Origin of the sequence: Arthrospiribacter ruber, from assembly GCF_019343195.1 — a bacterium.
Lineage (GTDB): Bacteria > Bacteroidota > Bacteroidia > Cytophagales > Cyclobacteriaceae > Arthrospiribacter > Arthrospiribacter ruber.
This window is the reverse complement of the sequence record NZ_RPHB01000005.1, coordinates 1-26,868: the sequence shown is the minus strand read 5'-3', so window position 1 is coordinate 26,868 and position 26,868 is coordinate 1. Positions and strand designations below refer to the sequence as shown.

24 protein-coding genes and 1 pseudogene are annotated in these 26,868 nt (G+C 38.5%); 12 read left to right on the top strand and 13 right to left on the bottom strand.

The window, feature by feature from the left end:
- The first annotated feature begins 11 nt into the window (after positions 1-11).
- From EGN73_RS11045 to EGN73_RS11025, 5 genes are all read left to right on the top strand, one after another.
- Entirely contained in the window at positions 12-797 is a 786-nt protein-coding gene (locus EGN73_RS11045) for a thiazole synthase (RefSeq protein ID WP_219289536.1), read from the top strand.
- Positions 790-1,905 (top strand): 2-iminoacetate synthase ThiH, encoded by a 1,116-nt coding sequence (thiH, locus tag EGN73_RS11040; protein WP_219289534.1) that lies wholly within the window; start codon positions 790-792, stop codon positions 1,903-1,905. The genes EGN73_RS11045 and thiH overlap by 8 nt, the downstream gene beginning before the upstream one ends.
- Before the next feature lie 10 nt (positions 1,906-1,915).
- Positions 1,916-2,983 carry a HesA/MoeB/ThiF family protein gene (gene moeB, locus EGN73_RS11035; protein WP_219289533.1) on the top strand — a complete coding sequence of 356 codons (1,068 nt, stop codon included), beginning with the start codon at positions 1,916-1,918 and terminating at the stop codon, positions 2,981-2,983.
- 115 nt (positions 2,984-3,098) lie between these two features.
- A complete protein-coding gene (locus tag EGN73_RS11030) occupies positions 3,099-3,527 on the top strand; it encodes a hypothetical protein (protein WP_219289530.1) in 429 nt (142 codons plus the stop codon).
- Between the two features lie 317 nt (positions 3,528-3,844).
- The gene (locus tag EGN73_RS11025; protein WP_219289527.1) at positions 3,845-4,831 is read left to right on the top strand and encodes a hypothetical protein; all 987 of its coding nucleotides are present in this window, start codon (positions 3,845-3,847) and stop codon (positions 4,829-4,831) included.
- 274 nt (positions 4,832-5,105) lie between these two features.
- Here EGN73_RS11025 and EGN73_RS11020 read toward each other — a convergent pair whose 3' ends face one another.
- Positions 5,106-5,711 carry a DUF4468 domain-containing protein gene (locus EGN73_RS11020; protein WP_219289525.1) on the bottom strand — a complete coding sequence of 202 codons (606 nt, stop codon included), beginning with the start codon at positions 5,709-5,711 and terminating at the stop codon, positions 5,106-5,108.
- Positions 5,712-6,338: 627 nt separating this feature from the next.
- On the opposite strand from EGN73_RS11020, the pseudogene mog reads away from it, so the two are divergent.
- Positions 6,339-6,824: pseudogene (gene mog / locus EGN73_RS11015) on the top strand (molybdopterin adenylyltransferase).
- Positions 6,825-6,839: 15 nt separating this feature from the next.
- Here the strand turns inward: mog and EGN73_RS11010 are convergent.
- The 4 genes from EGN73_RS11010 to EGN73_RS10995 are packed head-to-tail and all read right to left on the bottom strand — an operon-like array spanning position 6,840 to position 8,944.
- Entirely contained in the window at positions 6,840-7,244 is a 405-nt protein-coding gene (locus EGN73_RS11010; protein WP_219289522.1) for a Fur family transcriptional regulator, read from the bottom strand.
- Positions 7,231-7,413, bottom strand: a complete 183-nt coding sequence (gene yidD / locus EGN73_RS11005) for a membrane protein insertion efficiency factor YidD (RefSeq protein ID WP_343207108.1) — start codon at positions 7,411-7,413, stop codon at positions 7,231-7,233. Before yidD ends, EGN73_RS11010 begins: the two co-directional genes overlap by 14 nt.
- A 53-nt stretch (positions 7,414-7,466) precedes the next feature.
- On the bottom strand, positions 7,467-7,988 hold the full coding sequence (gene dcd / locus EGN73_RS11000; RefSeq protein ID WP_219289516.1) for a dCTP deaminase: 522 nt from the start codon (positions 7,986-7,988) through the stop codon (positions 7,467-7,469).
- On the bottom strand, positions 7,985-8,944 hold the full coding sequence (locus EGN73_RS10995; RefSeq protein ID WP_219289513.1) for a CobW family GTP-binding protein: 960 nt from the start codon (positions 8,942-8,944) through the stop codon (positions 7,985-7,987). Before EGN73_RS10995 ends, dcd begins: the two co-directional genes overlap by 4 nt.
- A gap of 109 nt (positions 8,945-9,053) precedes the next feature.
- On the opposite strand from EGN73_RS10995, the gene EGN73_RS10990 reads away from it, so the two are divergent.
- Positions 9,054-10,316, top strand: coding sequence for a hypothetical protein (locus EGN73_RS10990; protein ID WP_219289510.1), 1,263 nt, complete (start codon positions 9,054-9,056; stop codon positions 10,314-10,316).
- Between the two features lie 566 nt (positions 10,317-10,882).
- Positions 10,883-11,263, top strand: coding sequence for a DUF2306 domain-containing protein (locus tag EGN73_RS10985; protein ID WP_281422262.1), 381 nt, complete (start codon positions 10,883-10,885; stop codon positions 11,261-11,263).
- 5 nt (positions 11,264-11,268) lie between these two features.
- Here EGN73_RS10985 and EGN73_RS10980 read toward each other — a convergent pair whose 3' ends face one another.
- From EGN73_RS10980 to EGN73_RS10965, 4 genes are read right to left on the bottom strand one after another with little or no spacing between them, the layout of a single operon-like run.
- The gene (locus EGN73_RS10980; RefSeq protein WP_219289503.1) at positions 11,269-12,297 is read right to left on the bottom strand and encodes a metallophosphoesterase family protein; all 1,029 of its coding nucleotides are present in this window, start codon (positions 12,295-12,297) and stop codon (positions 11,269-11,271) included.
- Entirely contained in the window at positions 12,298-12,759 is a 462-nt protein-coding gene (locus EGN73_RS10975) for a hypothetical protein (RefSeq protein WP_219289500.1), read from the bottom strand.
- Positions 12,760-12,770: 11 nt separating this feature from the next.
- Complete coding sequence (locus EGN73_RS10970; protein ID WP_219289498.1) at positions 12,771-14,198, bottom strand: SusD/RagB family nutrient-binding outer membrane lipoprotein; 1,428 nt, start codon at positions 14,196-14,198, stop codon at positions 12,771-12,773.
- 6 nt (positions 14,199-14,204) lie between these two features.
- Entirely contained in the window at positions 14,205-17,297 is a 3,093-nt protein-coding gene (locus EGN73_RS10965; protein ID WP_219289493.1) for a SusC/RagA family TonB-linked outer membrane protein, read from the bottom strand.
- Positions 17,298-17,586: 289 nt separating this feature from the next.
- Between EGN73_RS10965 and EGN73_RS10960 the strand changes: the two genes are divergently transcribed.
- The gene (locus EGN73_RS10960; protein WP_219289490.1) at positions 17,587-18,333 is read left to right on the top strand and encodes a DeoR/GlpR family DNA-binding transcription regulator; all 747 of its coding nucleotides are present in this window, start codon (positions 17,587-17,589) and stop codon (positions 18,331-18,333) included.
- 360 nt (positions 18,334-18,693) lie between these two features.
- Here the strand turns inward: EGN73_RS10960 and EGN73_RS10955 are convergent, their stop codons facing one another.
- The 4 genes from EGN73_RS10955 to EGN73_RS10940 form a co-directional block, all read right to left on the bottom strand.
- Positions 18,694-19,203 (bottom strand): hypothetical protein, encoded by a 510-nt coding sequence (locus EGN73_RS10955; RefSeq protein WP_219289487.1) that lies wholly within the window; start codon positions 19,201-19,203, stop codon positions 18,694-18,696.
- Positions 19,204-19,226: 23 nt separating this feature from the next.
- Entirely contained in the window at positions 19,227-20,477 is a 1,251-nt protein-coding gene (locus EGN73_RS10950; protein WP_219289484.1) for a hypothetical protein, read from the bottom strand.
- Between the two features lie 206 nt (positions 20,478-20,683).
- The gene (locus EGN73_RS10945) at positions 20,684-21,382 is read right to left on the bottom strand and encodes a LytR/AlgR family response regulator transcription factor (protein ID WP_219289481.1); all 699 of its coding nucleotides are present in this window, start codon (positions 21,380-21,382) and stop codon (positions 20,684-20,686) included.
- A complete protein-coding gene (locus EGN73_RS10940; RefSeq protein WP_219289478.1) occupies positions 21,357-22,469 on the bottom strand; it encodes a sensor histidine kinase in 1,113 nt (370 codons plus the stop codon). Before EGN73_RS10940 ends, EGN73_RS10945 begins: the two co-directional genes overlap by 26 nt.
- 228 nt (positions 22,470-22,697) lie before the next feature.
- Between EGN73_RS10940 and EGN73_RS10935 the strand changes: the two genes are divergently transcribed.
- The 3 genes from EGN73_RS10935 to EGN73_RS22835 form a co-directional block, all read left to right on the top strand.
- Positions 22,698-23,906, top strand: coding sequence for a dioxygenase family protein (locus EGN73_RS10935; protein WP_219289476.1), 1,209 nt, complete (start codon positions 22,698-22,700; stop codon positions 23,904-23,906).
- Positions 23,907-24,120: 214 nt separating this feature from the next.
- Complete coding sequence (locus tag EGN73_RS10930) at positions 24,121-26,523, top strand: ABC transporter permease (protein WP_219289473.1); 2,403 nt, start codon at positions 24,121-24,123, stop codon at positions 26,521-26,523.
- Positions 26,524-26,795: 272 nt separating this feature from the next.
- Positions 26,796-26,868 (top strand): hypothetical protein (locus EGN73_RS22835; protein WP_425515029.1); only part of this gene is annotated, 73 nt, incomplete at its 3' end.

The following is a 26,868-nucleotide window of genomic DNA, read 5'->3' as shown; positions in this document are numbered from 1 at the left end:
ATAGAACAAGTATGCAAAAAGACATCAAGAAACTAAAAATAGGAGGGGTTGAATTCAATTCAAGGCTCTTCACGGGTACAGGTAAATTCAGCTCTACAGAAATGATGGAACAATCTATTCTGGCATCAGGATCGGAGTTGGTCACGGTGGCATTAAAGCGTGTTGATGTGAGAAATCACGAGCAGGATGACCTGCTGGACAAGCTTCGGCATCCACACATCAAGCTGCTCCCCAACACCTCTGGAGTCAGAAATGCCAAGGAAGCCATATTTGCCGCACAATTGGCCAGGGAAGCTTTGGATACCAACTTGATCAAATTGGAGATTCATCCAGACCCAAAGTACCTGATGCCAGATCCTATAGAGACGCTGCAGGCTACAGAAGCTTTGGCAAAATTGGGCTTCGTAGTGATGCCCTATATCCATGCCGATCCGGTATTATGCAAAAGACTGGAAGATGCAGGCACTGCAGCTGTCATGCCATTGGGCTCTCCGATAGGGAGCAACAAAGGCCTGAAAACCATTGATTTTCTAGAGATCATCATTGAGCAAAGCAATGTTCCTGTCATCGTAGATGCAGGAATCGGCGCACCTTCCGATGCTGCTAAAGCCATGGAAATGGGAGCCGATGCTGTTTTGGTCAATACAGCCATTGCCGTTTCACCAGATCCGATTGCCATGGGAGAAGCTTTTAAAATGGCAGTAATCGCCGGTAGGATGGCCCATGAAGCCAAGCTTGCCCCCCAGTATTCTAGCGCAAAAGCCAGTAGTCCCCTAACCTCCTTTTTGTATGACTGAATTCAAAGCGCTATTTGATACTTATTCTTGGGAAGAGGTGAAGCAGAGCATATATGCCAAAACAGCTGCTAATGTGGAGCGGGCTTTGGCTTCGGGCAAGAGGAGTTTGGAGGATTTCAAGGCACTGATCTCTCCAGCAGCTGAACCCTATCTGGAGCAGATGGCACAGATGAGCCATGCGATCAGTCAAAAGCGATTTGGTAAAGTCATACAACTGTATGTCCCCTTGTACTTGTCCAATGAGTGCAATAATATCTGTACTTACTGTGGATTTAGCTTTGACAACAAAGTCAGGAGAAAAACTTTGTCCGAAAAGGAAATCCTCCAGGAGGTGGCTGCGATCAAAAAGATGGGTTATGACCATGTGCTTTTGGTGACTGGAGAGGCCAACCATACCGTGCATGTGGATTACTTCAAAAAGGCTTTGGATTTGGTCATGCCGCATTTTTCCAATGTGTCCATGGAGGTGCAGCCTTTGGATCAGGATGAATATGAAGCTTTGATTCCCAAGGGGCTGCATGCTGTCTTGGTCTATCAGGAAACCTACCATCGGGAAGATTATAAGATTCACCATCCCAAAGGGAAAAAATCAAATTTTGACTACAGATTGGGTACACCGGATAGGTTGGGGAGAGCAGGGATCCATAAAATGGGTCTTGGGGTCTTGATCGGCTTGGAGGACTGGAGGACAGATTCTTTTTTCACCGCCTTGCATTTGTCTTATTTGGAAAAACAATATTGGAAAAGCAAGTACAGCATTTCCTTTCCAAGGTTGAGGCCATTCTCCGGTGGATTGGAACCCAAAGTGAACATGGATGACCGTGAGTTGGTGCAATTGATCTGCGCTTACCGGATTTTCAATGAAGAAGTCGAGCTTTCGCTTTCTACCAGAGAATCTGAGGTATTCAGGAACAATGTCCTCAAACTTGGGATCACTTCCATGAGCGCAGGCTCTAAGACCAACCCAGGCGGTTATGCTGTGGAACCTCAAGCCTTGGAGCAATTTGAAATTGATGATGAACGCAGTCCAGCACAAATCGCCCAAATGATCAAAGCCCAAGGCTATGAACCTGTATGGAAAGATTGGGATGTAGCCCTCAGTCAATAATTGAAAATCTATGGAAAATCAGGAAGAGAGCAAGAGATATAGCCGCCAGGTTATGCTGCCTGAATTCGGCCCCGCAGGTCAGGAGAAGCTGAAGCAGGCCAAAGTTTTGGTCATAGGTGCAGGAGGCTTGGGCTGTCCCATTTTACAATATTTAGCAGCTGTCGGGGTAGGGCATTTGGGTATCATCGATGATGATCAGGTATCCCTGAGCAATCTCCACAGGCAGATTCTTTACCATTCCGGAGATATCGGAAAAAATAAGGCCAGTACAGCTGCGGAAAGGATTGCTGTCATCAATCCTTATGTGAAGACAGTTCCCCACTGTGTCAGACTAGGGGAGTCGAATGCCAAAGCACTGTTTGAAGGTTATGATCTTGTCATTGATGGTTCTGATAATTTTAGCACAAGGTACCTGGTCAATGATACCTGTGTGGCATTAGGAATTCCCTTGATTTTTGGATCTATTCTGAAGTTTGAGGGTCAGGTTTCCGTATTCAATTATCAGGATGGCCCTGAATACAGGGATTTATTCCCCGAAGCACCGCCAGCCGATGAAGTGCCCAACTGCTCCGAAATCGGGGTGATCGGAATCTTGCCGGGTCTGATAGGCATGTACATGGCCAATGAAGCCATCAAAGTGATTTGCGGAATAGGGCAGACCTTGTCCGGCAAATTGCTGGTCTTGGATACTTTGAGCAATTCAAATTTGGTATTTGATATCCCGAAGAAGAAAAAGAAGGGGACTCCCATAATCCATCAAGCAACCTTGAAATACCAGGAAATCAGCCACAGCAGTTACCTGGCCATGCTGGAAGCAGATCACGAAGGCATAGCAGTAGTGGATGTAAGGGAAGAAGCCGAATTTCAGCGTTACAATATGGGAGGAATCAATATTCCACTCCAAGAATTGGCGAACAGAATGGATGAGGTTCCTAAAGACAAGCCTTTGCTTGTATGTTGCCAAAGTGGTATCAGAAGTCAATCAGCCGCAAGCCTCCTGAGCAGATATTTTTCACAAGACGTGTATAGTCTGATTGGCGGACTGAGTCAAGTACCGGAGGAGTTTTTGGAGGGCTGAGGTATTTATCGTTTATGATGCGCAAGCAAATTTCTTAGGGTGATTTAGGATTGTAATTTTTATTTTCTTAGTTTCAGTAGTTGTTTTTGCAAACAATATCATCAAAAACTTAGAAATGAATATTTTATTAAACTATATACTATTTTTCACTGTAATAATAAATCCAATCTTGGAGGGAAGGTGGGTAATTGAAAGGTTTATAACCTTTGAAATTGTCATCAATTCAAAAAACTTTCAAAATTTAGACGCTGAACAACAAATAAGGGGTTTAGAAATGTACAACTTATATTTGGAGGGAGTTGATTTAAATTTCACAGGTGATACTGTATATTTTAAAGACTTGAAAAACGAAAAAATTATTAACAAAATAGGTCTCTGGTATATTGATAAGGATACTTTAATCATAAATGATTTAGAAGTTATGGCTACCTATAAATATTACATAGAAACCTTATCAGAATGTAACCTTCATCTTATTCCGGTTCTTCCCAGAGGTTTAGTAGGTAAAGGGGGAAGTACATTCATAAAGGACACTTGTTCTTAGTAGAGGAATTTGAGGTTTTGCATTGTTTTTCAATTTTAATTTGGATAGGACGAAAGGGTAGGACAAGTATTATAGAATTGCCTCTTTGGATTATTCTAGTCTTGGGTAAGGTCTAGGGTCACAAACTTCTGCCAAGCCAATTGGATTTCAAAGCTTGCCAGGTGAAACAATACCTAAATAAAGAATATTACATATCACGCAGAAAAATTCTTTGAAATTGAATTATGGATAATATTTAAAAATATGAACAGTTTCAAGACATTAAAGCCAATGTTTAATGAATCCTGGACTAGTAAAACTTAAACTTTGAAATGGTTATGTTTAATTTTTTCAGAAAAAAGGAAAAGCCAAAGAAATATGGAACTTTTGGAGCGTACGGTATGGAAGATCTTTATGATTTTTTAACCGAAGAAAAAATTTTAAACAAAGCTATGGAATTGAAAGATCAACCAACTCTTGGAACTTCTTTTGATGATTTCTTAAATAAAGAAGTGGTAAAATCTCCAAGTGGTGAAATTTATTTTTTTCTATGGTTATTATGGATTTTCCCTAATGATTTAAAATTAACACTTGAATTATTTAGAAGAAGAAGCTTTTATTCCGAAAATGATTATCCAAAAAAAGAATCTTTGAAAAAAGTTTGGGAAAATCATGTGGAAACAATGAATATAATGCTTGAAAGAGAGCCTGATAATCAATATTATAAATCATACAAGAGAAATATTTATTGGATTGAATATAGCTTGTTTTACACCGAGATTTTAAAAAATATAATCAACCTTTTCAATACTAAAATATTTTCTGACCTCAATATAACAGGAATTCACAAGAGAAAGGGAACAAAGATCCAAGCCGAAACATTTGAAGCCACAATTAGAGCAAGAAGAAACTATACTGGATTTATATTAACTTTTAAAAGCCCTGAATTAATAGATCCTATTAAAGTAATTATTGATAGTGAAAATAGGGAAAGCTTTTTTTTCAATTGGTTTTCTAAAACTTACAAAGTGGCAATGTCAAAAGAAACTGCAACAATTGCTCTTCATAAAATTGAGGGAGATGATGATAGTCTACTAAATAATACAGATTTCATTATAATAATTGAAGATATGATAAGAGAATACCTCAATAATTTTGATTCAATTTCAAAGAGGTTTGAAAATGACCATTTAAAAGACCCTATTAATGTTTTCTTTAAATATGCTTTGGGAATACCTCAGCTCAACCATGAAATACGAACTCAAATTATACATGCTATTGAATTAAAAAATGGGGTTTGGGGAACTTTTTCAGATTACAACTAAATAATATTTATTAACATGGTTCTTTAATCTAGTAGCTTTTTTAAAAAATTTAAGCCTAAAGTATTAGTGAATTTTCATTTTTCAACTCAGGGTCTTTCCAAAAGGCTATTCCATGGTTCAATTTGAAAACAGTTCTTACAATGGTAAGAAAAGCTTTGTTTTTACTGCTTTGAGAAAAGGTTGACTAAACCAATTACTAAAAAGGATCTTACAAGATGTTTAGTAAATGAAAAGATAAATCCAATCATGGTTAATTAACTGAATGCTTATAATATTACCAATCATCATCTAAACCTGAAAATGTTGCTCCCTCTCTTAAAACCCTTTCGAATTCTATAAATGTGTTTATGGCTGCAAAATGGGAATTATAGAAAGCTTGTCCGTAAAAATTCTTTTCACCTGCTGAAGGGTTGAAAGGAAAAGTTCCTGAAATTGGTTGATCAGCAGTAGATACAAATCCATTCATATCTGTACTAGTAATTTTATAATTTGTTAAAGAAAGAAGTACTCTACATCTATTTTCTTTTATGTCGACACGTAGAATATGAAAAACACTAAATGCTCTAGTAACTAAGCCAGAGCCAATATGAACATTTGGAAAAATACCTTTTCCGATAAGCCTTCCAGCTTCTTCATTTTTTTCTTGTATTACTGAATTTCCATCATTGTATTTATAAACAAAATATGAATTCGCCCTATCAAAAATTTCATTTTCTGTTAGGTTAAGATTATCGAAAACTCTAACATAAGTAATATTGCCGCTATCATCAACTTCATATAGACCATTGATCTCGTTAAGAAGTCCTGCTGTTTTCCTAGATTGGGCAAATGTATTTGTAACTGTAATTGATAGAATTAAAAATGTAAAAATTAATTTCATAGCTTTTTTTCTTTAAAACTATAAAATAGGACTAATTAAAGATAAGTTCCTCAATTTCTTTTAAAGAAATTTTTTCGGATTGTTTAATTAGATTAAGTAGCTCTTCTGGGTGGAAATTGGCTAAGTTCTAGGTGAAGAATGCCCACCTTGCATTCAAGCTACTCGCTAATTCCGATTACTATCGATATCAATGAGGCTTTTTCTTACGCTTGGCCACCATCTCCTTATTTTTAGAACCCTTCCAGTAGTCGGGAGTAATTCCCTTTTTCAATTCAAATCCGCTATAAGAAGAGAGTCAGGGTTTTTGTTGTGGATCATTTCCCATATTCTATAAGCAGACTTTTAATAAGCTTAATCTGCCATCCTCGATAATGAACGTGGGCTTAATCGGTAATAATTCGCGCGAATTGCTCCATCTGCCTTAATATGCTTATAAGCCGTTTAAATATTTATTGTTCCATCCACTTTTCCAAGAAGATATCACCACTTTCATATTCTGTCAGGATGTTTTTGCCACCCTTGAGATAAGAGGAAGTGATGATAATTTAAGATTCTCCAATTTTGGTAGTTGCAACAATATTTAATTTACCAAGCCTTAATTATTCATACTTTAATAATTTTACAGGATTGACCAGGGATGCTTTTGAGGATGTTTCAGGTAAGGAAATATAAGAATTTTTGAAGGAAGTATTAAACAATTCATTTGAACCTGTTTACCCGGTAGTTCCTGATGAAAAAGGGAAAATCATGGCTACACTTAGGATGATGTCGGACCAGAACTGCGCCTTGATCGTGACTACAGGAGGTACAGGCCCATCGCCAAGAAATGTAACCCCGGAGGCTAAGGAGGAAGTCTGTGACAAAATATTGTCCGGATTTGGGGAATTGATGCGTCAGGTGAGCTTGCAATATGTACCGACGCCGATTTTATCACGACAGACAGCTGGGGTTTACAAACAATGTCTGATTGTCAGTTTGCCAGGTAAGCCATCTGCGATCCGACAATGTTAGGAGTCTGTTTTTCCTGCTATTCCTTAATGCCTTGATTTGGTCGGTAGCCCTTATTTGGAATGCGATGAATCAAAGATTAAGGTCTTTAGGCCAAAAAGCTAGCAGTGTTAAACTGTTTCAGGAATGACAGTCTTTGCAATAGCCTTCTATAGCAATAGTTTCAGGATTGATGTTTTTTCCAGTTAAAGTATTAAGGTATTCCACGGGTAAATCTGGAAGGACTTCAACTTTCTGGCAGCATTTACACCTGAATTTTGGACTTTTGCTGATTTCCTTATCTGAAGTTTTGAGTGTAAAAAGAAGGTTTCCATCTGTACAGGGGATTTTTTGAAGAATGTCCTTTTCTGTAAAAAGGATCAAAATGCGGTAAACTGTAGTTCTATCCATTTTCTCCCTGAACAATTGATGAAGGTTGCATAATGAAAAGGCCTTGTTGCTTTCTGTCAAGTGTTGAAGTACCATTACCCTGTTTTCATTGGGCCTAATCCCATGGATTTGAAGTATGTTTTTAAACTTTTCCATTGGATTTGTTTTTTTTAGGAACTGGATCATAGCCATAAGTGCCCCAAGGATGGCATTTGGACAATCTTTTAATGCCAAGCCAGAGCCCCCTAAAGGCACCATGGGTTTGTATGGACTGAATCATGTAGTTGGAACAACTTGGCTGATGCCGACAAGAAGAGGGGAACATTGGACTGATGAACCATTGATAGAGCTTTACAGGAAATATGAAAAGCCACCTGATCATGGTTCAAAATCTTTATAGAGCATACTTGCCTGAATCCCGTCGTTGTTTTGATACTTTCCAGTGCTATAAGTTTCAAATGGCTTTGATATATCATGATAATATATCTGACAGATTTCAATTCCCGGATATATCTTTATGGGCTGTACACAGAAGATTTCCAAAGTCCAGTAACCACTGAATCCCACATCCCCAAAACCGGCAGTAATGTGTACGAAAAGGCCAAGTCGGCCAATTGATGACCTCCCTTCCAGCATGGGTACCAAGTTCTCTGTTCGGGTATATTCGACCGTCCTGCCCAAATACAACCTGTTAGGTTCAAGAATTATCCCCTCTTCTGGTATGATCATTTCTTCAGTGACATGTTGTTTTTTCATGTCTAAAAAATCATCATTGTAAACCAAAAGCTTGTTGTCCAGACGGAGGTTGTAACTGTTTGGGTTGATCCTTTCTTCACTAAATGGATAGATAAATATGTCTTTGTCCAGACGGTTTTTAATTTCAATTCCACTTAAGATCATAGGGTATAAGCTTTTGATTTAGAAGCAATAGCATTCTGAATGAGTCTTTCGATACCTTTTCTCTCAATGTCCCTACCTATGAAGATCAAAACCAATTTTTGGGATTCATCTTTTTTATACTGATTGGAAATTGTGAGCTTGTTTCCAGTTGATTGAACCAAAACAGCTTGTTCTTCCCCTTTCAACCTTACAAATCCTTTGATCCTGTACAGTTGATGATAATACAAAAAAATAGAAGTTGACAGGACTGCATACAATTGGTCCCTGTCAAACTCAAAAGGTACTTCCACAGCTATACTTTTCATGCGGTGAGCTGGTGTAATAGCATCCAATTTTGACTGGTTTACCTTTACAAGAATACTTTCCGTGCTTTTATCCAACAAATCAAAGTCAAATTCCCCAAAAGAGGTGAGCGTAATCTTTGCAAGAGGATTGATACTTTCAACCCCAGCCTTAACGGATTCGGCATATTTTTCCTGAACCAGGTCAGTTTTATTGATCAGAATAAGGTCCGAAGCTACAATTTGACGGTACATCTCAGGCACTTCCTGTACCCTGTCCTCAAAATTTTCGGCGTCCACCATGCAGACTACCTGTTGAAAATCAAAATACTGCATGACATCATCACGTTTGAAAATAGAGGCCAACTGTCCTGCATCTGCCACACCTGAGGCTTCTATGAATAGGTTGTCCGGTAAGGTATCTGCCTGTATCATTTGGACCAGTACTTCAATCAGCTCATTGTCAAGGGAACAGCAAATGCATCCGTTGTTCAGTTCAAACAATTTGTTGTAATTTTTCACAACCAATTCAGCGTCTACAGAATTTTTACCAAATTCATTTTCTATAACAAAATTGAGTTCTGATTTACTTTTGGACAAAAGGTGGTTTAAAAGTGTTGTCTTTCCTGCTCCCAAAAATCCCGTGAGAAGATAAGTCTTGATTCTTTTGGACATGTTCATTTTTTTTTATGCAAGATATATTTCAAAAAATTTAAATGCAACAATGTTGCAATAAAGATAACTTGTATCTACTTTTGGCAATAAATAAAAATATAATAATTCTATGAAAAAATTAATTTTACCGGTAGCCTTTTTATTCCTCGTAACCTCCAATTCCTGTCAGGAAAGGGAGAGTCCGATCGAGCAGCCGCCCACTTTTGAAGAAACAGAAAGTGAATGGATAAGGCTTGCGAAATGGGATGTAAATTCCAATTTTTCACTTTTGAGTCCATTAAACCAATCTGTGAGCACACCTGATATTAGACCGTTTCATGCTCAAAGTGGCAACTATCTTTCTTCCTCGGGCAGGTATATCGTTTCAATAGAGAGAAACGAAGGTATAGTGAGGTTTTTGGATACAGGAATTGAAAATCACCAAGATCATGGGCATGAATATTCTGTAAAGTGGCTTAATGCAACAGCTGAAGCACCTCTTCCTACACATTTTTCAGCCACTCAAGGAAATATTGTGATATTTAATGACGGAGATGGTAGTGTCACACTGGCAAGAGAATCCAATATGATTGCACCGGGATTCAGTCCTTCCATAATTGCTGACTTTGGTAATGGTGTACATCATGGTGCTGCTGCCTGGCTGATGGGGAATAAAATAGCTGTAACATTCAAAGACGAAACAGTACCGGGGGCATTGCCCCAATGGGTGAAATTGATCAATACTTCCGGAGAAGTGATTGCCGAAAATCCAGAAGTTTCTGTAACCGGTATTCATGGCGATGCTTCCAATGGAAACTATGCTGTTTTTGGAGCTACTGAAGGAGTGATAGTGGCAGCTGCAAATGATGACATCAAGCTGATACCCAATCCCGATCCTTTGGAGCCGACATCAGGCAATTGGATGGGAACTATCAGGGCCAATGATCATATCCATAAGTTTTATGGATATGCAAGAAACCAAGGTGTTTTTGCCATAGATCCCGAAGCGGGAGCTATTGAACCTGTTTTTTTGTCAAACAATATCAGGTCATATATGCTCAGTGCCGACGGAGGACATCTGATCATTCAGACAAATGATAATCTGGTAAAGGTATTTGATACAGCGACAGGCAATGAGCTGGCCAGTAAAACGGTGACTGTAGCTGATGAGGTAGCGGGGAATCAAAGGCAGTCTTTTGGCGAATTTGAACATTACCGGCAGATGAGTGAAGAAAACCCAGTTATCACCGCATCTGAAAATTTTCTCTATGTGTTAGAGCCTAGCAGGACAAAAATTCATGTAAGAAATCTTAAAGACCTATCTACTGTAGAAGTTATGGAGCTTTCCGGCAAAGTATCCAACATCATGAGGGTAGGCTTTCAAGTAAAATAAAAGGTTGAACAAATAGGTGATAAGAAAAGCCATCGGCAATGCCAATGGCTTTTCATTTTACACCAATGAATTTATATAGGTAAAAAATGAAAGAACTTTTGGAAATCAAGGTTCTTTTTCAATTGATTATGAGTATACGCTTCATTGCACGTAGCCATAGATTGTTTTGTACCAGTTCTTTCTGCTAAATTTTAATCAAAATTTGATTATGAAACTACTTTTTCTCCCGATTTTCGGGACAGGCTTTGATGAAAAAGTAGCCAAAAAATCAAGAATTTTGAATCCTATCCACGCTCAAGGCCTGCGCTGGCCCGGTCGAAATTCATCCCACCCTCCAATACCCAAATTTACTGTTAAAAGTAAAGTTGACGGTTTGGCTCTTAAGGTTTAACGTGCACGGATCCGGATACTCATACAATTATTTTTAAGATTAAAATTAGAACCAATAAAGGCCCACGTTTTTTTGTGTATTCTGATTTTGTGCTTTAGCTTAGTTTGGATTTTCAAACCAATAATATTTATGCAACAGGCATTATTCGATACTGTGGAGCAATATCATAGCTTTCTTGCATATTTTTATGGCAAGGGTAATTACAATAGGAGGGTCTTTACAGTTCATCTCCGCATTGCGGAAGAATTTTCCAGCCTTTCATAGGATAAATAGAAGAATATATTTAGGTGTAGCGCTTCTGACCAGTATCACTGGAATATTGATAAACCTGCTCAATAAACCCTTGGGGTCTCAGTTAAATGCCAATCTTACGGCATTCAATGGTGTTCTGATCGTTGTATTCACCTACTCTGTTTACACCCGGGCCAAAAGCAGCATGGTCCCTTCCCACAGAAGATGGGGGCTCAGGCTATTTATGGCTGCAAGCGGTGTCTGGTTTTTCAGAATAGGTCTTATGTTTTATATTGGTGAGCGTTTGTTATCTTTTTTTTCATAAGAAATCTATTGACGGTTTTCTCCCACTTCTTCTATTTTTAACAGCCTCTGATCCTCAATAAAATTTTTATACTCTTCAATTCTTTCTCTTTCTAGGTCGTCCTCAGGCTCCAACTGGGCTTCCCAGTTAAAATCAACTCTTTCCCAACTTAAATCATTTCCTTTAATGTTGATTAAAGTGAAACCAGGCTTATAACCTTTCCAGTTACCTCCCCACCATGCAGCACTTACTGACTGGCTGGTGATGTACCATATACCGTTGAATCTATAGTCTTCAGGGATATGACTGTGCCCTTGGAGAACTGCTTTGACATTGTGACGTTCAATGATCTGTCTAAATTTAAGAGTATCCGCAACAACCATGTGATTCATGGCCAAAAGTTCAGGACTTGCATTAATCTGACCAATATTATTAAAGGCAGCAATATGGGTTACGATTACCGTTGGTATTTGATGGTGTTTTCCTAAATCATAGCGCAACCATTCAAGTTGCTCTTCTCCAAATGCATGTGTCTGACTAGGCCCATGTTCTGCATCTACCTCAAGCAAAGAATCCAGTATAACAAAGTGCCAGCCTTTATGATTAAAGCTATAATAAGGTTTCTTCATGCCGAATGCATCCATGTACATTTTTTTACCAATGTCAGGGTCATCAGGGCTTGTCTTTCTTCTTGCACTTCTCCCAAATACATCGTGATTGCCAATGCAATGATATGCGGGGATTTCCAATTTTTTAGATACTTCTGAAAAAACATACAACTGGTCTTTGTACTCCTCCTTTTCAGTATACATTCCATCAAAAACCTGGTCTCCTCCATAAAGAATAAAATCAGGTCTTGGTTCAAGCCCATTTACTTTTTCAACACAGGTTTCAAATCCTTTGTGGCCCATGCGTTTTCTTCTGACATGGGAATCTGTTAAGTGAAGGAAAGAAAATGAACTATCCCTAGGGGAAAAGGCCATTCCAGTATTACTTAGGCTAAGCCCTACACCGGAAATGGCCAATTGTTTTATAAAACCTCTTCTATTTGTCATTTAGCGTACTGTTACATTTACTTCTCGGGAAACCGGAAAGTCAGGCAGATTGGTATTGGTAATCCTAGCTTCCATGGATATTACTGTCCCTGCTTCAATACCATTAGGGATGGTATAATTAAATAATAGAGAATCGGTTTTTGTGATATTGGAAAATGCAGGTTCATAGGGCCTGTCATCAAGCCTTTCAGGATTTGCACCACCTACCTTCACCCAGAACTGAATCCGGTCGATTTCACCTTCTGACCAATACCTTAAGTCAAAAGTACAGTCTGTACCTGCGGTGGGACTTGTTTCAGAGGCAGTGGGAGATCGTAATGTGAAATTTGAAATTACCGGAATATATCCTAAATCTTCCTGTATAATATCCTGTAGTGCATCAGTTGGGCCAATGTCACAAGATGAAATAAAGGTGGATAGAGTTAAAACAAAACCTATGATAAAATATTTAAGAGTATTCATGATCTTTTGATTTAATTGTTAAACAACCACAATGGAACTCCTTGATTTGGAATCTCCGGGAGACAGGTGTTGGTACCTGGTTCATCATCAGCTATGTTTGATCTTTGGATCCAAGGGTTACCTGGAATCTGGTTTATTACAGGCTGGGATAATCCGGGATATACCTCTTGAGCGTATTGATATCTTCTCATATCCGTCCAAGTCTCAATCTGTAAAAACAAAGAAATATACTTTTGAAGCATGATATCGCTAAGTTGCAAATTTAATGCTCCTACAGCGATCAGTTCATTGCTTAAATATTGATTTACCTCTTCATTTGGAACACCTATTTTCACCAGACTGGCTTCAATTCCATTGAGGTACGACTGATAGGACAGCTCCCTGTTTGAACTGAAATATGCTTCGGCTTTGATAAACTGCAGTTCTGAGTAAGTGATCATCAACAAAGGAGCGATGTCTCTACTGTACCAAGTATCTGCGGTAAGGTTTACGTTCACATCAGGATTGTCTCCGACTAACCTTCCTGCTTCTACTCCTGTGAAATTGTCCGGATCTGAGGAAGCCATGTAAAACGGCAGTCTTGGATCTTCCACACCGGGATATTGAGCAGTTCCATTCATCATATTGGTTATGTAGGATCCCGGCTGCATTATTTTATTTACAGGATTGCCAAGAAATGACCACCAAGGATTCTGAATGTTTTCTTCGTACATTAATTGAAGGTCATCTTCAATACTTGTGAATGCCATATCCACATCATTTGCTGCCTCATTGATGAGGGAGGGATTTCTGGATGACATATGAAGGTGATATCTAGCTCTTAGGGCATAAGCGGCTTTAAGCCATTTGTTCAAATCCCCGTTATAGATATAGTCATTTCTTACCACAGTTAAAGTTGGCAGTTCGGGAAGAGGTCTCTGCAGATCCTCTATCGCTGAATTTATTAGTTCCGGAATGTGAACCTCATAGAGACTTTCCATCGTGTCGTAACAGGGGTATAAATTGCTGGTTCCCTGGTTGGCCTCTGTATAAGGTAAATCGCCGAAAATACTTGATCCTGTTAGCATATTCATAGCCAATAAAACTTTTGCTATTCCACTGTAATTAAATGCTTCCACTTCTTCTGCTCGGACAATGATTTCCTGTAAGCTGGGAAATGCATTTGTATAGAGAGGTCTCCATAATTGGTCAAAACCATAGGGTGTGTATTGGCTGATCGCTTGCCCACCTAAGTATTGGGGATATTGAACTCCGTACTGAGATGCGCCAAATTGAACATTGGCAGTAAATCTTATGGCTGAGGGCAATAGGTTCGGAATGGTGACCTGGTCTTCTGAAATTCTTCCCGGATCTACATTAATATCCAAAAGGTTGTCACATGCAGTGGTACCAAATAGTAGAAGGACCGTCGATAATATTGTTTGAATAAATCGTTTCATGATAGATCAGAAATTAAAGTTTAACCCAAAAAATACACTTCTAGTAGCAGGGACATTTGTTCCGACATAGCCGAAAACGTTACTCCCAGGTCCATAAGCACTCTGCTCAGGATCGAACCCAATAAATGGAGTGGTCATCCATAAATTATTGCCTGTGACTGAAGCTGTAATACTATTGAACGGTGTTCTACCAATCCATCTTTCAGGCAAGGTGTAGTTTAATGCCACATTTTGCAATCTTAGCCAGCTGGCTTCCTGGAATCCGTTAAATTCAGAGGCAAGTCTGTACCTGAATGCCTGTCCGTATAAAGTACTTACCCCAATGGGCACAGCTTCTTCATTTGGTACCCAATTTGGATTTTCAATTGAGCCGGTGTTGGTTACACCCTGGAAAACCACCAACCTGTTTCTCAGTTCGGTCTCAGCACCTGAAGGTGCTTCCCCTCCGGCTTGACCATATCTCATTCTTCTGTTGATATCAAATACATACCCACCTTTCCTAAACGTGAAAAGGAATGACAGCTCCAGATTTTTATATCTCAAAGAATTGTTCCAGCCTCCTTCCCAGTCCGGAAAGGCATTTCCTATATAACTGTCTTCAGCCAATGGTACACCTCTCCAGTTGTTATTCACGTCCGGATATCCGTCTACAATGACCAATTCGCCAAAAAACGGAGAGTTAGGATCCTCTACACGGCTCATTGGCCACCCGTACCAGTCTCCAGGTCTACCACCTACCTGAACCCTCTGTTTGACCCATGGACTTTCAGGCTGGAAAACTATCTGATCCAAACCTTCCGGTAAGGATAAAACCCTGCCCCTCAGTCTGGACCAATTAAAAATTGAATTCCAAACAAAGTTTTGATTTTGTACTACTGTAATATCTGCGGTCAGTTCCCAGATATTGTTTCTAATCTCACCTGCATTGATGACAAAATTTGTAAACCCAGTTGCTCTTGAAACTGGTATCGGGACAATTTGGTCAATTGAAGTCTGAATCGCATAGTTAGCATCAAGTCTCAACCGATTGTTGAATAAACCAAGGTCTATTCCAAATTCAACCCCTCTTGTTCTTTCTGGCCTAAGCTCTTCTGAACCTATAGTACTATTTCTTTCTACTCCTGCTACTCCGCGAAAGGGAACTAAGGTACTGTAGTAGTTCCCTACCAGATATGGTGCTGCATCTTTTCCGACTTCAGCAAATGATGCCCTTAGTTTTCCGTAGCTGATAGTATTTGAACTAGAAAGATTCAAGGTTTCAGTGAAAAGATAGGCCATACTTACAGAAGGGTAGAAAAAGGAGCGGTTTTGCCTTGGTAAAGTAGATGACCAGTCGTTTCTCCCTGTGATATTGAGAAACAAAGTCTGTTTATAATCAAACTTGGCATCCGCAAAAACACCTATGATTGACCTGCTTGTCGGAAAAGATCTTGCCTGGTACTGGCTCAGGTTATTCACTGACCAAAAATCTGGGATCACGAAATTGGAACCCGAAGCTGTAAGATTTGTAGTATTAATGGTGGTTACCTGATTACCTATGGTCACATCCATATTGATGTTTTCTGAAAGGCTTCTACTGGCGGTTAGGAGGAAATTCGAATTTATCTCCTGATAACCGATAGATTGCTCATTAATACTTCCATTTGAACCTGCTCCTATAAGTGTGGTAGGAGAAGTAAGAATAAATCTATTGTCTACATATTGGTCTATACCTGCTCTATAACTTGCCGTCAACCAATCATTAATCAGGTAAGTAGCCCCTATATTGCCTAAGAATCTGTTCACATTCTCTTCCTGAAACGCATTGTTGGCAAAATATAAAGGATTGTCCAACTGGGTAGAATATCTTATTTGTGAACCATCTGGATTGATAAAGTCACTTATATTGACATCCGGGGCGTATCTTGAGGCATAAGAAATCACGCCTGCTCCACCGATTCCCATTCTCGGATTTACACCCGCAGAATTTATATAGGTGGCTGCTCCATCTAGGGTAAGCTTATCATTAGCCTTTAGAGAGCCTGCTATTTTTATATTTGTTCTCTCAAAATTGGAATTAGGCAGAATCCCGGACTGGTCCAATCTTCCTAAAGATCCATAGAATGTGGCATTATCATTCCCTCCGGAAAAGGAGAAATTGTTTTGGAACGTATTGCCAGTTCTGAAGGTCTCATCCCATTGGTTATAAATAGGTGTGCCCTCAGGGACCGGAGGCCCATCAGCTCTATAGTCTGTGGGGTTATAAAGCCCGTTGAATCCTCTCAGATACCTTTGCTGCATAGGTGGAGTGCGTCCTACTTCATCAAAACTTGCTGTAGTTCTGTAATTAAAAACTGTTTTCCCGCTTTTTCCTGACTTTGTCGTGATAATCACTGCTCCATTGGCTGCCCTAAGACCATACAGTACTGATGCGGCAGGCCCTTTTAAAATACTGATGGATTCAATATCATCAGGGTTGATATCCGCTGCTCTGTTAGTATTGGAAAAATTTGCCCCACCTCGTCCTCCAGTGATATTTGTCTCATTCGAAACAGGTATGCCATCTATTACAAACAATGGCTGGTTATCAGCATTTGGGTTAAGGGAGTTTATTCCCCTGATCACAATGTTTGTTCCCGCTCCCGGTGCTCCCGAACTGCTGGTGATGTTTACACCGGCAATCCTGCCCCTTAATGCATTTAGGGCATTAGGTTGATTGGTCTCTGTAATCAGTTTGTTGTCCACTTCCTGCACTGCATAGCCAAGAGATTTTCTGTCACGTTCTATTCCAAATGCAGTAATCACCACTTCTCCCAATGCTTCGGTGGAAGGTTCCATAATTACCTCAATGTTACTTTGGTTTCCAACTCGTATTTCTTTCGATCTGAAGCCAATAAATGAAAACTGGAGGATACTTTCTTCACTCGGAACTGATATGGAGAAATTCCCGTCAATGTCCGTGACGGCGGCCCTTGTGGTACCTTTCAGTACTACGTTTACACCCGGTAACTCTTCATCGTTTTCCGATGAAAGTACCTTTCCTGATATTGTTGTTTGAGCCTGTAATGATTGCCAATGGCCCGCAAACAATAACAAAAGGATTAGTAAAGCTTTGTTCATGTTATATTTGGTTAAGGTAAATTATTCAGTTCATTTTAACTTTACATATATTATATACTGCTGTTTTTTGCATTATTTAACTGCTTCTTCTAGCAAGAAAATAATATATGCCAATTTATGCAAGAAAAAAATGTATAAAGTATCAATTTAATTGATGTAATCAAATTAATATTATGAAATAATTAATTTTAATGCATTTTCTTGCAGTTATATTAAAATTGAGGTAAAAGAAGTTTGATTTATATAAACTTTCTTTAATTTTTGTGTGAAAACCCACTTAATCCAACCCATGCTCAAAGAAGAAAGACATAAATTAATTCTGGGAGAAGTAAATCTTCACAACCGTGTATTGCTTTCTGATCTTGGGGAAAACCTGAATGTTTCTATAGATACAGTAAGAAGAGACGTAAAAGAATTGGATGCTGATAGGAAACTTAAAAAAGTCCATGGAGGTGCCATTGCAACAGGTTTTCTTGCTTCAAATGGTCAGCAGGCTGTTTTTTTACAAAATGAGAAGCAGAAAATTGCAGAAAAGGCTGTTTCGCTTTTAAAAGAAGGCCAGGTTATTTTAATGAGTGGTGGCACGACCAACCTTGAAGTAGTTAGGTTTTTCCCTAGAAAAACACCTTTAACTGTGCTCACACCAAGTTTGCAGGTTGCAACAGAATTGCTTAATTACCAAAACATTGAAGTTATTTTTTTGGGAGGAAGACTTGATCATGAATCAAAATTTGCAATTGGAGGAACCGTAATCCATACGCTATCCCAAATAAAGGCTGATATCTGCTTTCTGGGAACAGGTTATCTGGATCCTGAGTTCGGTCTGACTGAGATTGACTGGGAAGTAGTGCAAGTGAAAAGAGCTATGATTACAGCATCTAAAAAAGTGGCTCTTCTTTGTGTTTCCAATAAACTCTTTAGTACACAAAGATACAAAACCTGTGATCTTGCCTCAGTAGATATCCTTATTACCGAACTAGACCCTGATTCTAAAAAACTGGATCCATTTAAACAGGATATTGAAACAATTATATAGGTAAAGAATGAAGTTTCTGAAATGGTATTTTTAAGTTTGGAGTATGGTTGAAAATTAATTCATGCAGGTTAAGGAACAATGGATGGGCCTGTGTTCGTTTTTTAAAGTAATAGTTTCCAAAGTAGGGAAGTGTTTTTCTTTAAATATTGATGTGATGGTACTTAAAGAACAATTTTATTTTTGATCATCACTGGCTTTATTGATTATCTTTTAGCCAATTGAAGAGGGAAAAAGGGTGAAATCCAAAATTTCACCTTTTTTTAACCTTTTTCCGCATACCTGTTGAATTGAGATTTTTGGCCTCAATGTAAATATCTGATTTCCAGTAAATATAGATGAAAAATGAGTGGTATTGAGCAATCAATTTTTATTGAGATATAATATTATTGTAGAATGAATATCAGGAAACAAGTCTACTTTAAGATTAATCATTGTCATTTCGCTGGCCTTTCTGTGTGAATTTCTAGAATTGTCCCCAAAAGTTATTTCGTATTCAGAATCTGAAAGTTGAAGTTGCAACTTGGTTTCTCTGACAAAACCCTGACGAACCCTTTCTTTTGTAAGCACATAAGGACTTTGTCCTGTTTGTTTCAGATCATCTTGTAGGTATTGATAGGTGACTGATTTAGAATCAAATAAGAAATTACCTACCGCACCTTCAAACCTCCAAACACTGTCCTGCGCATTTGGAGCTGGCCCAAAAGTAACCCATGCTTCATTTACATACCAGTTTCCCAAAAGGCTTTCAGTAGCCTCTTCTTCAAAGTCGTGGCAGGAGAAAATGCAGGGAATCAAAAGTAAAAAAAGGCAAAGTTGAATGTCTCTTTTAAATACTTTAAAATTTATCCTTGATGCGAATTTAATTTTCATGCCTAAATCAAATTTCTTGAATCTTATCTGTTGAAAGGCAATTCATTGACCCAATGGAAGCCTCTGTTCATCAATAAATAATCTTCTTTGAGTTTTCTTCTGGTCAAAAATGTAGCGTTTCTTTCGCCTATTTCAAATTTCAACGAATATGTTGCGCTATCGAATTCATTTACTTTGAGGGTATAAGGTTGTTCTTGGTCATGCTGGGAAAGAAAATTAATCTCTCCCTCATTCCAAATATTGTCAATACTGTAAATTTCTCTTTCCTTGTTAGTTGTAATACAGATAATGGATTTTCCTTGTATAATGATTTTCTCCCATTTTGAAAATCTTCCACTGACCTCATTTCCTGCAAGTTGGTATTCTGTTATTTCATAGACACCTTCCCACTCGTTTGGATAGGTTCGGAACTCCTGACTTTGGATGTGTCCTATCAACATTCCTAACGGTACAATTCCTACAAAATATACTTTGGAAACCCAATAGCCGACTTTTCTCCTTTTGTTATAAAGTGGATATTTAATTGTACTGACCATTGAAGCTTTGTGCAGAAGGAAAAAATCTATCAAAGCCCTGAGATAAGGAAGGGCTGTCAAGATGGAAAAAAACAAAAGGTGTCCCGAAAAAAGCTTGACAGGCACATCAAAGGATAAATTGACTATAAAAATATTTGTTGTAACAGCGATAGCTATTAAGGCTCCCAGCAATTGGGTTCTCCTAAAAAGCAACAAAGCACCTGCGAGAATTTCAGAAACACCCATAAATGCCTTGTAAAGGTCTGAGTAGCCGAAAAATCTCCAAGCCAGCCCCATTGGTGAAAAGTCTCCATAGGAACTTTCCAGAGCAAGGTAGCTAGGGCCTGGAAACTGTCCATGAAGAAATTTGATTACCCCGTAGGAAATCAGGGTCAAGCCTACAAAATATCTCATGTAAACAAGGATAAACTTGTAAAATAGGTTGAGATTAAACCGGTTTCGAACAAGGACCAATATTGGAATCAATATCAAAATGGCCAGTAGGGCATAGCTCAGGATAGAAATATAATCCAAAGTAGTATCACCACTGCCATTCATTGGTACATATTCGAGATGCTCAAAACCTAGAATATACTTACCCACAAACAAATTTAGACTGCCTTTGAACTTGTCTATTGGCTGGGTAATATACATACTTCCATATGGAAGGTGGTGGAGAGGAAAAGGGAATATGTAAATCAGTACATAAAGTCCAATGTATGTTTTAATGACAGTTATCAAAAAGTTGAACTTACTCATATGCAAAATTATTTTTACCAGCGATGGAGAACCTTCTAATATAGCTATATTTTTTATATGCATATTACTATACCTATGCTCCTTGTTGTCATCAAAATTTAAATATTGTTGCGTTTGTGGGACAAGAATTTAAATTCAGTTTGTCAATTAAAATTCTAGTATCTGAATTTTTCCAAAACTCGCTTGTTAGGCGAATCTGTAAATTATTATCGATTCAACTTTTCAGCCACCATTTTATAATAAGAGCGCCCTATGGGGATATTTCTTCCATTTATTCCCAACTCAAACGAACACCACCTATCCACCAGGTCCAAATTGACTATATATGACCGGTGAACTCTCAAGAAACCTTTATTTTTCAGTTTGCCTTCCAACTCGCTGATCTTTTGAAGGATTTTAATTTCACCGTCTTTTGAAATTATCCTGGAATAATCTCTCTGACTTTCTATAAAAATTATGTCTTTTAATACGAATTTATAGTTGACTTTGTCTTTTTGAAAATAAAGAAATTCATCCTGAAATCTGTCTTGAGCTAGGAGTGGGTAGTCCTTTGTTAATCTTTGCACCTTGTCAACGGCTTTCAAAAACCGTTCGAAAGGTATAGGCTTTAGGAGATAATCTACAACATCGAGTTCAAAACCTTGTAGGGCAAATTCCCTATAAGCAGTTGTCAGGATGACTGCAGGTGGGTTTTTTAATGATTTGATAAAGTCCAAACCTGAGATTTTAGGCATTTGAATATCCAGAAAAATAAGATCCACAGGATCATCATGAATGGCCTGAAACGCCTTTAATGGATTCAAAAAGATGCCTTTTAGTTCGATTAACTCTGTAGCAACAATATACGAGGCTATCACCTCTGTCGCCAGAGGTTCATCATCAATAATATAACAGGTCAATTTCATGCTGATTATCCGTAAATGCCCTTTCTGTTTTCAGTTTCAATTTAACCAAATAGCTGTCCCCCTGATCTTTAAAGTCAATTTTGTAATTGCCTTTCCCATAGATCAATTTAAGCCTCTTTTGTACATTTTGAAGACCGATTCCATCATGTTCATGGTTTGAAGTTGCATTCTGGGATTCTTTGCTGTTGTGAATGCTAAATTCCAGATCTTTTTCACCGATGATCACCTGAATATTTACCCAAACATCATCCAGTTGCTTTCCGGCGCCATGTTTGAAACAATTTTCAACAAGGGGCAAAATGAGCAATGGAGGTATTTCAACTCCTTTGGATTCACCTTTTTCAGTATAGTCAAGAACGAGCCTGTCACCAAACCTGACTTTTTCGAGGGAAATATAAGTTTTGATCTGTTCCAATTCCTTGGGAAGTGGTACTGTTTTTTTATTGCTTTCATAAATCAGGTAGTTCAAAAGCTGTGACAATTTCAACACCACCTTACTGGCTTGATCTGATTGTTTTAGTGTCAAAGCATATAAACTGTTTAAAGTATTAAAAAGGAAATGCGGATTGATCTGGGTTTTCAGGAAGTTAAGTTCAGCCTCTATCTTGTCTTTCTGCATCTGCTGGTGTTTCCGGTCTGCTTCATACCAATACTTCAAGATCTTGATCAATGCTACAACCACTACAATTGGGTAAATGCTAATTACTGTTTTGAAAACAAGGGCGGTAGTGGGATACAAAGTGAAATATTCCTGTTCGGGCTCAATAAACCTACCAATAAACTGACTGTGAAACACTCTTTGCAAAAAACTGGCAATAAGAAGTGTAAGGATAAGACTGATTACAAACTGCCAGATTTTTTTATGGATAAGATATTTCGGAATGAGGACATAGACGACGAAATAGGAAGCTAGAATTTTCAAAGGTAAATCATACAGTTCCCATTTGAAAGGGTGAAGAAATTCCTGCCTCATATACCCAAAGAGAAAAGTATGGTAAAGCAGATAAGATAGCCAAAAGGCCATATGCATCACTATCCTTTTGAATCGGGGAAGGAATGTGGAATTTATGGGGTTCAGAGGCTTCATTAACCTCAAGTTAAGATAAATATTTCTCATTATGTCATGTGTCAGACCAATGAAGGCCAATTCATGCCGAAAGACAGAAGCATAAAGCCAAATGTCATTGGAATCTCATTTTCATAATATATGTCTTCCATTGGCTGTCGTCTATCTGTTCTGGTTTCTATTGGAAACATTACTTTTTACTTTCAGAGGAAGAGTTGATCAAAAAAATAAAACCAAACCCATACAATGATGAAAAAATCAATGAAATTGATCCTTTTGGCAATTGGAATCCAAATTGCATCAGGATGTTTTGGACAACAAAAAGGTGAAAAGTCACTTGATTCGAGAGCCTCAACAAAAGTTGGAGGGGGATGCGACGGCTGTGAAGAAATGTATTATGGAATGCCGGAAGAAATGACCGCTGCAGACACCAGTTTGGGCTGGTACGACAAAGGACAGAAGTTGTTGGTAACAGGAACAGTTTTTAAACTGGATGGTCGGACACCTGCACCGGGGGTGATTCTTTATTATTATCAAACAGATGAAACAGGCTATTATCCTAAAAAGGAAGGTCTGGATAAAAGGGTCAAAAACCATGGTTCAATCCGGGGTTGGATAAAAACTGATGAGCAGGGCAGGTATGCCATCTATACCATTCGGCCAGCTCCTTATCCTGATCGTTCTTCTCCGGCCCATATTCATGTGTTGATCAAAGAACCCAATATTGAAAATGAATATTTTATTGACGATTTTGTCTTTGATGATGATCCACTGGTGTTTGCTCAAAAAAAGAAAAGGCCTTTTGAAAACCGTGGAGGGAGCGGAATTTTAAGGCCGTTATTGGCTAGTGATTTTCAGGTTGCAGAACACAACATCATATTAGGACTCAATATACCTGATTATCCGAAATACTTAAAGGCGGAAACAGAATCAGGACTTCCAGTAGGAGAGACAAGCCCTTCTTTTATGCCCTATCATGCATGGGGGCCTGATAAAGGCACTAAAACATGTCCAATCTGCAAATATGGACGCTATCATGGAATAATATATTTTGTCGGAAAGCATACAGATTGGGAGGATATCAAAAATTGGCTGGGGTTTCTGGAAATGCAAAGTATTATACGTAATCAGTACTTGAAAGCTTTTTTTGTATACAGTAGTGAAAAAGAAAAGAATCCCTCTGAAGCTAAGATGGAGCTGGAAAAGCTCGGCAGAGAACTAGATATAAAAAATATTGCATTGACTTTTGTGCCTTCTTTTTCAGATACAACTTCTGAAGTGAATCTTTATAGGATCAACCCTCATGTTGAAAACACATTTATTATTTACCGTCACAGGGACATTATTGAAAAATTTATAGACCTCACTGCCGGAGGGGACAGTTTCGAATTGATTTCGCTGACCTTAGACAGGACACAAAGTTCATATTTTGACCTGAAGGAGTCTTGGCAAGATTGAAAAAAAAGGTACATGTTCATGAAGTACTGTTTTGTTGAGGAAAAAACGGTATCTCAAGAGGCGTATTTGCCTTTGGCAATTGTTCTCCACCGAACAAAATTGCTCGGTTTGGTACATACAAAAACTTTAAATACCCTTTAAATGGTAGATTCAGAACGATTTATCTGTGGCACCAATTTGGAATTTTACACGCCACACCTGAACCTTTCACTCCATGTTTAAAAACTACTTCTTGGTTGCCATCCGCAATATGAAAAGGGAGAAAATCTATGCCCTGATCAATATCTTCGGTCTTTCAATAGGGATTGCGTTTTGCTTGCTCATCACCTTGTTTATAAAGGATGAACACAGTTATGATAAGTTCCATCCCGAGCACGAGAAGATTTTCCGTGTTTCTATGTTGGAAAATTACCCTGACGGAAGGGAATATTTCAACACCGCCACTTCACAGGTCTTGGGACCCACTCTGGAGGAAAATTTTCCTCAGATTGAAAGGACTATCAGAACAGGTTTTTTGAGTGGTATGGTTGTGGAAAACGGGGAGAATTTTCAGGAAAGTATGCTAACAGCAGACCCTGATTTTTTCAATAAGTTCAATTTCCCTTTGGTTTCAGGGGAACCTTCCCAAGCACTGGATAAAATTAATAACCTGGTCATTACAGAAAATTATGTATCAAAATATTTTGCAGGCCAGGATCCCATAGGCCAATCTCTGACCATAAGAATGGGGGAAGTTGAGGAAGATTATGTGATTTCAGGGGTTGCCAAAAATCCGCCAACCAATTCCAGTATTCAGTTTGATATGGTAATTCCTTTTGAAAATACCATAAGGAGTACTGCTGAAAATGCAAGAACCAATTTCTTTTATGTAAATGTAACTACTTATGCATTTTTGGAGGAGTCCTTGAAATCAGAGCAGGTAGAAGCGGGTTTTAGTGGATTATTTAAAAAGTTATTTCCGGATTTCTCAGGCGATATCACAGTGAAACTACAGCCATTGGCTTCTGTAAGGCTTGATACCGATTACCCTGGTGCGGCCAGTGACCCTTTATATTCTTATATATTGGGTGGCCTGGCCTTACTCGTGATACTTATAGCAATTATCAATTTTGTCACACTGTCTGTAGGTAAGTCTGTAGATAGGGCTAAGGAAGTCGGCGTCCGTAAGGTAATGGGTGCTGTAAGGAAGCAATTGATCGGACAGTTTTGGGGTGAAGCCATAATAATCAGTTTGATATCTGTTTGTATAGGATTGGTACTTTCTGAGGTAGCACTGGTTAAATTCAATGAACTTTCAGGAAAATCAATACCTCAGGTCTTGTCATTTGAGGTCATCTGGATATGCCTATTGCTTGCTTTGCTGGTAGGCTTTTTGGCTGGGTTTTACCCTTCTGTATTCCTGTCCAGATTCAATCCGGTCGAGGTTCTTAAAGGCAAAATGAAAGTTGCAGATGCCGGGCTGATGAGAAAATCACTTGTAATCTTCCAGTTTGTAATTTCTGTGTCCCTGATTGTATGTGCCTTGGCCATGAACAAGCAAATGAAATATATTCAGACCAAGAACTTGGGTTTTTATAAGGAACAGGTAATAGCCATACCGACAGGTTTAAATGAAGCCAACAGTCAGGCCCTGGCGGAGAGGCTCAAAAACAAAATCATCAGTAGAGAGGATGTAGAAAATGTGGGAACCTCTTTTTTTGCAATTGGGCAGTCATGGGGTGAGGGTTCTTTTACTGATGCGGATGGTGTTTATAGATCCTTGGCCTTTAATGTGGTGGATGCAGGGTTTTTAAGAACAATGGGAGTTGAAATTTCCTCGGGCAGAGACTTTTATGAAGATAATGATGGGGATAAAAATGAAGGAGTAATCGTAAATGAAGCCTTGGTAAGAGAATTCGGTTGGGATGATGCCATAGGTAAAAGTCTACCGGGTAATAACTTTCCACAGCATCAAATTGTCGGGGTAGTCAAAGATTTTCACTATGCCCCGCTTAGAGAGGTCATTGAACCATTAATTTTACCCATGTCCCCGTCAATTTTAAATGGTTTTGGAGATATAATGTATTCTACCTCACCTGCAAGAAAAATCACAGTTAGAGCCAAATCAGAAGATTTGACAAGTTTTATGGCAGATCTAGAGAATGCTTGGAAAGAAGTAGCCCAAGGCCAGGAATTCAATTTTTTCTTCATTGACCAGACATTGGCAAACCAATATGAAGCTGAAATTCGAATCGGAAACATCATAGACTATTCCTCCTTCTTTGCTTTGGTCATTGCCTGCTTGGGACTCTTTAGTCTGGCTACTATGATTATCAAAAAGCGGGTGAAAGAAATAGGAGTGAGAAAAGTACTGGGGGCTACTGAAACCAACATTGCACAGATGTTTTCTTTTGAGTTCCTTAAATTGGTACTGATTTCAATTTTACTATCGGTTCCACTTTCCTTTTTCTTTATCAGCAAATGGATGGAGTCATTTGTGTACAAAGCAGATATTGGAATGGACATTTACCTGATTTCAGGATTTTCAGCCATAATTATTGCTTTGGTAAGTGTTGGATATCAAGCGACAAAAGCAGCTTTGATGAATCCCGTAAACAGCCTGAGGAGCGGGGAATAAAAGACCATTTTCAATTATCCCTACTCTTAACTTAAATGGACTTTCCACCATTGCCTTCTTATTACTCTTTTACTGTCTATAGAGACTGTTTTCAGGTCACTAGATTTCTTTAAAGTACAGTCAAAGTTTGATTTTCTAGAAAAGTTTGATTTTTTGGTTAAGAATGCCTTGTCATTTGAGCTCAATGGGGGTGTCCGAAAAGTCGAGACACCCTTTTTTGGATCTGCTACATTTGATTGGACATTAAGTTAAGCTCGATTAACTTAGTAGATATGGAAAAGAAAAAAAGAAGGTCATTCGATAAATCCTTCAAGTTAATGGTTGTTGAATTATACCGTAATGGAA

Coding starts and splice junctions, on each gene's coding strand:
- moeB (WP_219289533.1), top strand. CDS start 1,916: ATGGAAAATCAGGAAGAGAGCAAGAGATATAGCCGCCAGGTTATGCTG.
- yidD (WP_343207108.1), bottom strand. CDS start 7,413: ATGTTCCCCTCTTCTTGTCGGCATCAGCCAAGTTGTTCCAACTACATG.
- EGN73_RS10945 (WP_219289481.1), bottom strand. CDS start 21,382: ATGAAATTGACCTGTTATATTATTGATGATGAACCTCTGGCGACAGAG.
- EGN73_RS10990 (WP_219289510.1), top strand. CDS start 9,054: ATGAAAAAATTAATTTTACCGGTAGCCTTTTTATTCCTCGTAACCTCC.
- EGN73_RS10965 (WP_219289493.1), bottom strand. CDS start 17,297: ATGAACAAAGCTTTACTAATCCTTTTGTTATTGTTTGCGGGCCATTGG.
- EGN73_RS10980 (WP_219289503.1), bottom strand. CDS start 12,297: ATGACAAATAGAAGAGGTTTTATAAAACAATTGGCCATTTCCGGTGTA.
- EGN73_RS11030 (WP_219289530.1), top strand. CDS start 3,099: ATGAATATTTTATTAAACTATATACTATTTTTCACTGTAATAATAAAT.
- thiH (WP_219289534.1), top strand. CDS start 790: ATGACTGAATTCAAAGCGCTATTTGATACTTATTCTTGGGAAGAGGTG.
- EGN73_RS11010 (WP_219289522.1), bottom strand. CDS start 7,244: ATGGAAAAGTTTAAAAACATACTTCAAATCCATGGGATTAGGCCCAAT.
- EGN73_RS10960 (WP_219289490.1), top strand. CDS start 17,587: ATGCTCAAAGAAGAAAGACATAAATTAATTCTGGGAGAAGTAAATCTT.
- EGN73_RS10995 (WP_219289513.1), bottom strand. CDS start 8,944: ATGTCCAAAAGAATCAAGACTTATCTTCTCACGGGATTTTTGGGAGCA.
- EGN73_RS10940 (WP_219289478.1), bottom strand. CDS start 22,469: ATGAAGCCTCTGAACCCCATAAATTCCACATTCCTTCCCCGATTCAAA.
- EGN73_RS11045 (WP_219289536.1), top strand. CDS start 12: ATGCAAAAAGACATCAAGAAACTAAAAATAGGAGGGGTTGAATTCAAT.
- EGN73_RS11025 (WP_219289527.1), top strand. CDS start 3,845: ATGTTTAATTTTTTCAGAAAAAAGGAAAAGCCAAAGAAATATGGAACT.
- EGN73_RS11020 (WP_219289525.1), bottom strand. CDS start 5,711: ATGAAATTAATTTTTACATTTTTAATTCTATCAATTACAGTTACAAAT.
- EGN73_RS10930 (WP_219289473.1), top strand. CDS start 24,121: ATGTTTAAAAACTACTTCTTGGTTGCCATCCGCAATATGAAAAGGGAG.
- EGN73_RS10935 (WP_219289476.1), top strand. CDS start 22,698: ATGAAAAAATCAATGAAATTGATCCTTTTGGCAATTGGAATCCAAATT.
- EGN73_RS10975 (WP_219289500.1), bottom strand. CDS start 12,759: ATGAATACTCTTAAATATTTTATCATAGGTTTTGTTTTAACTCTATCC.
- EGN73_RS10955 (WP_219289487.1), bottom strand. CDS start 19,203: ATGAAAATTAAATTCGCATCAAGGATAAATTTTAAAGTATTTAAAAGA.
- dcd (WP_219289516.1), bottom strand. CDS start 7,988: ATGATCTTAAGTGGAATTGAAATTAAAAACCGTCTGGACAAAGACATA.
- EGN73_RS10970 (WP_219289498.1), bottom strand. CDS start 14,198: ATGAAACGATTTATTCAAACAATATTATCGACGGTCCTTCTACTATTT.
- EGN73_RS10950 (WP_219289484.1), bottom strand. CDS start 20,477: ATGAGTAAGTTCAACTTTTTGATAACTGTCATTAAAACATACATTGGA.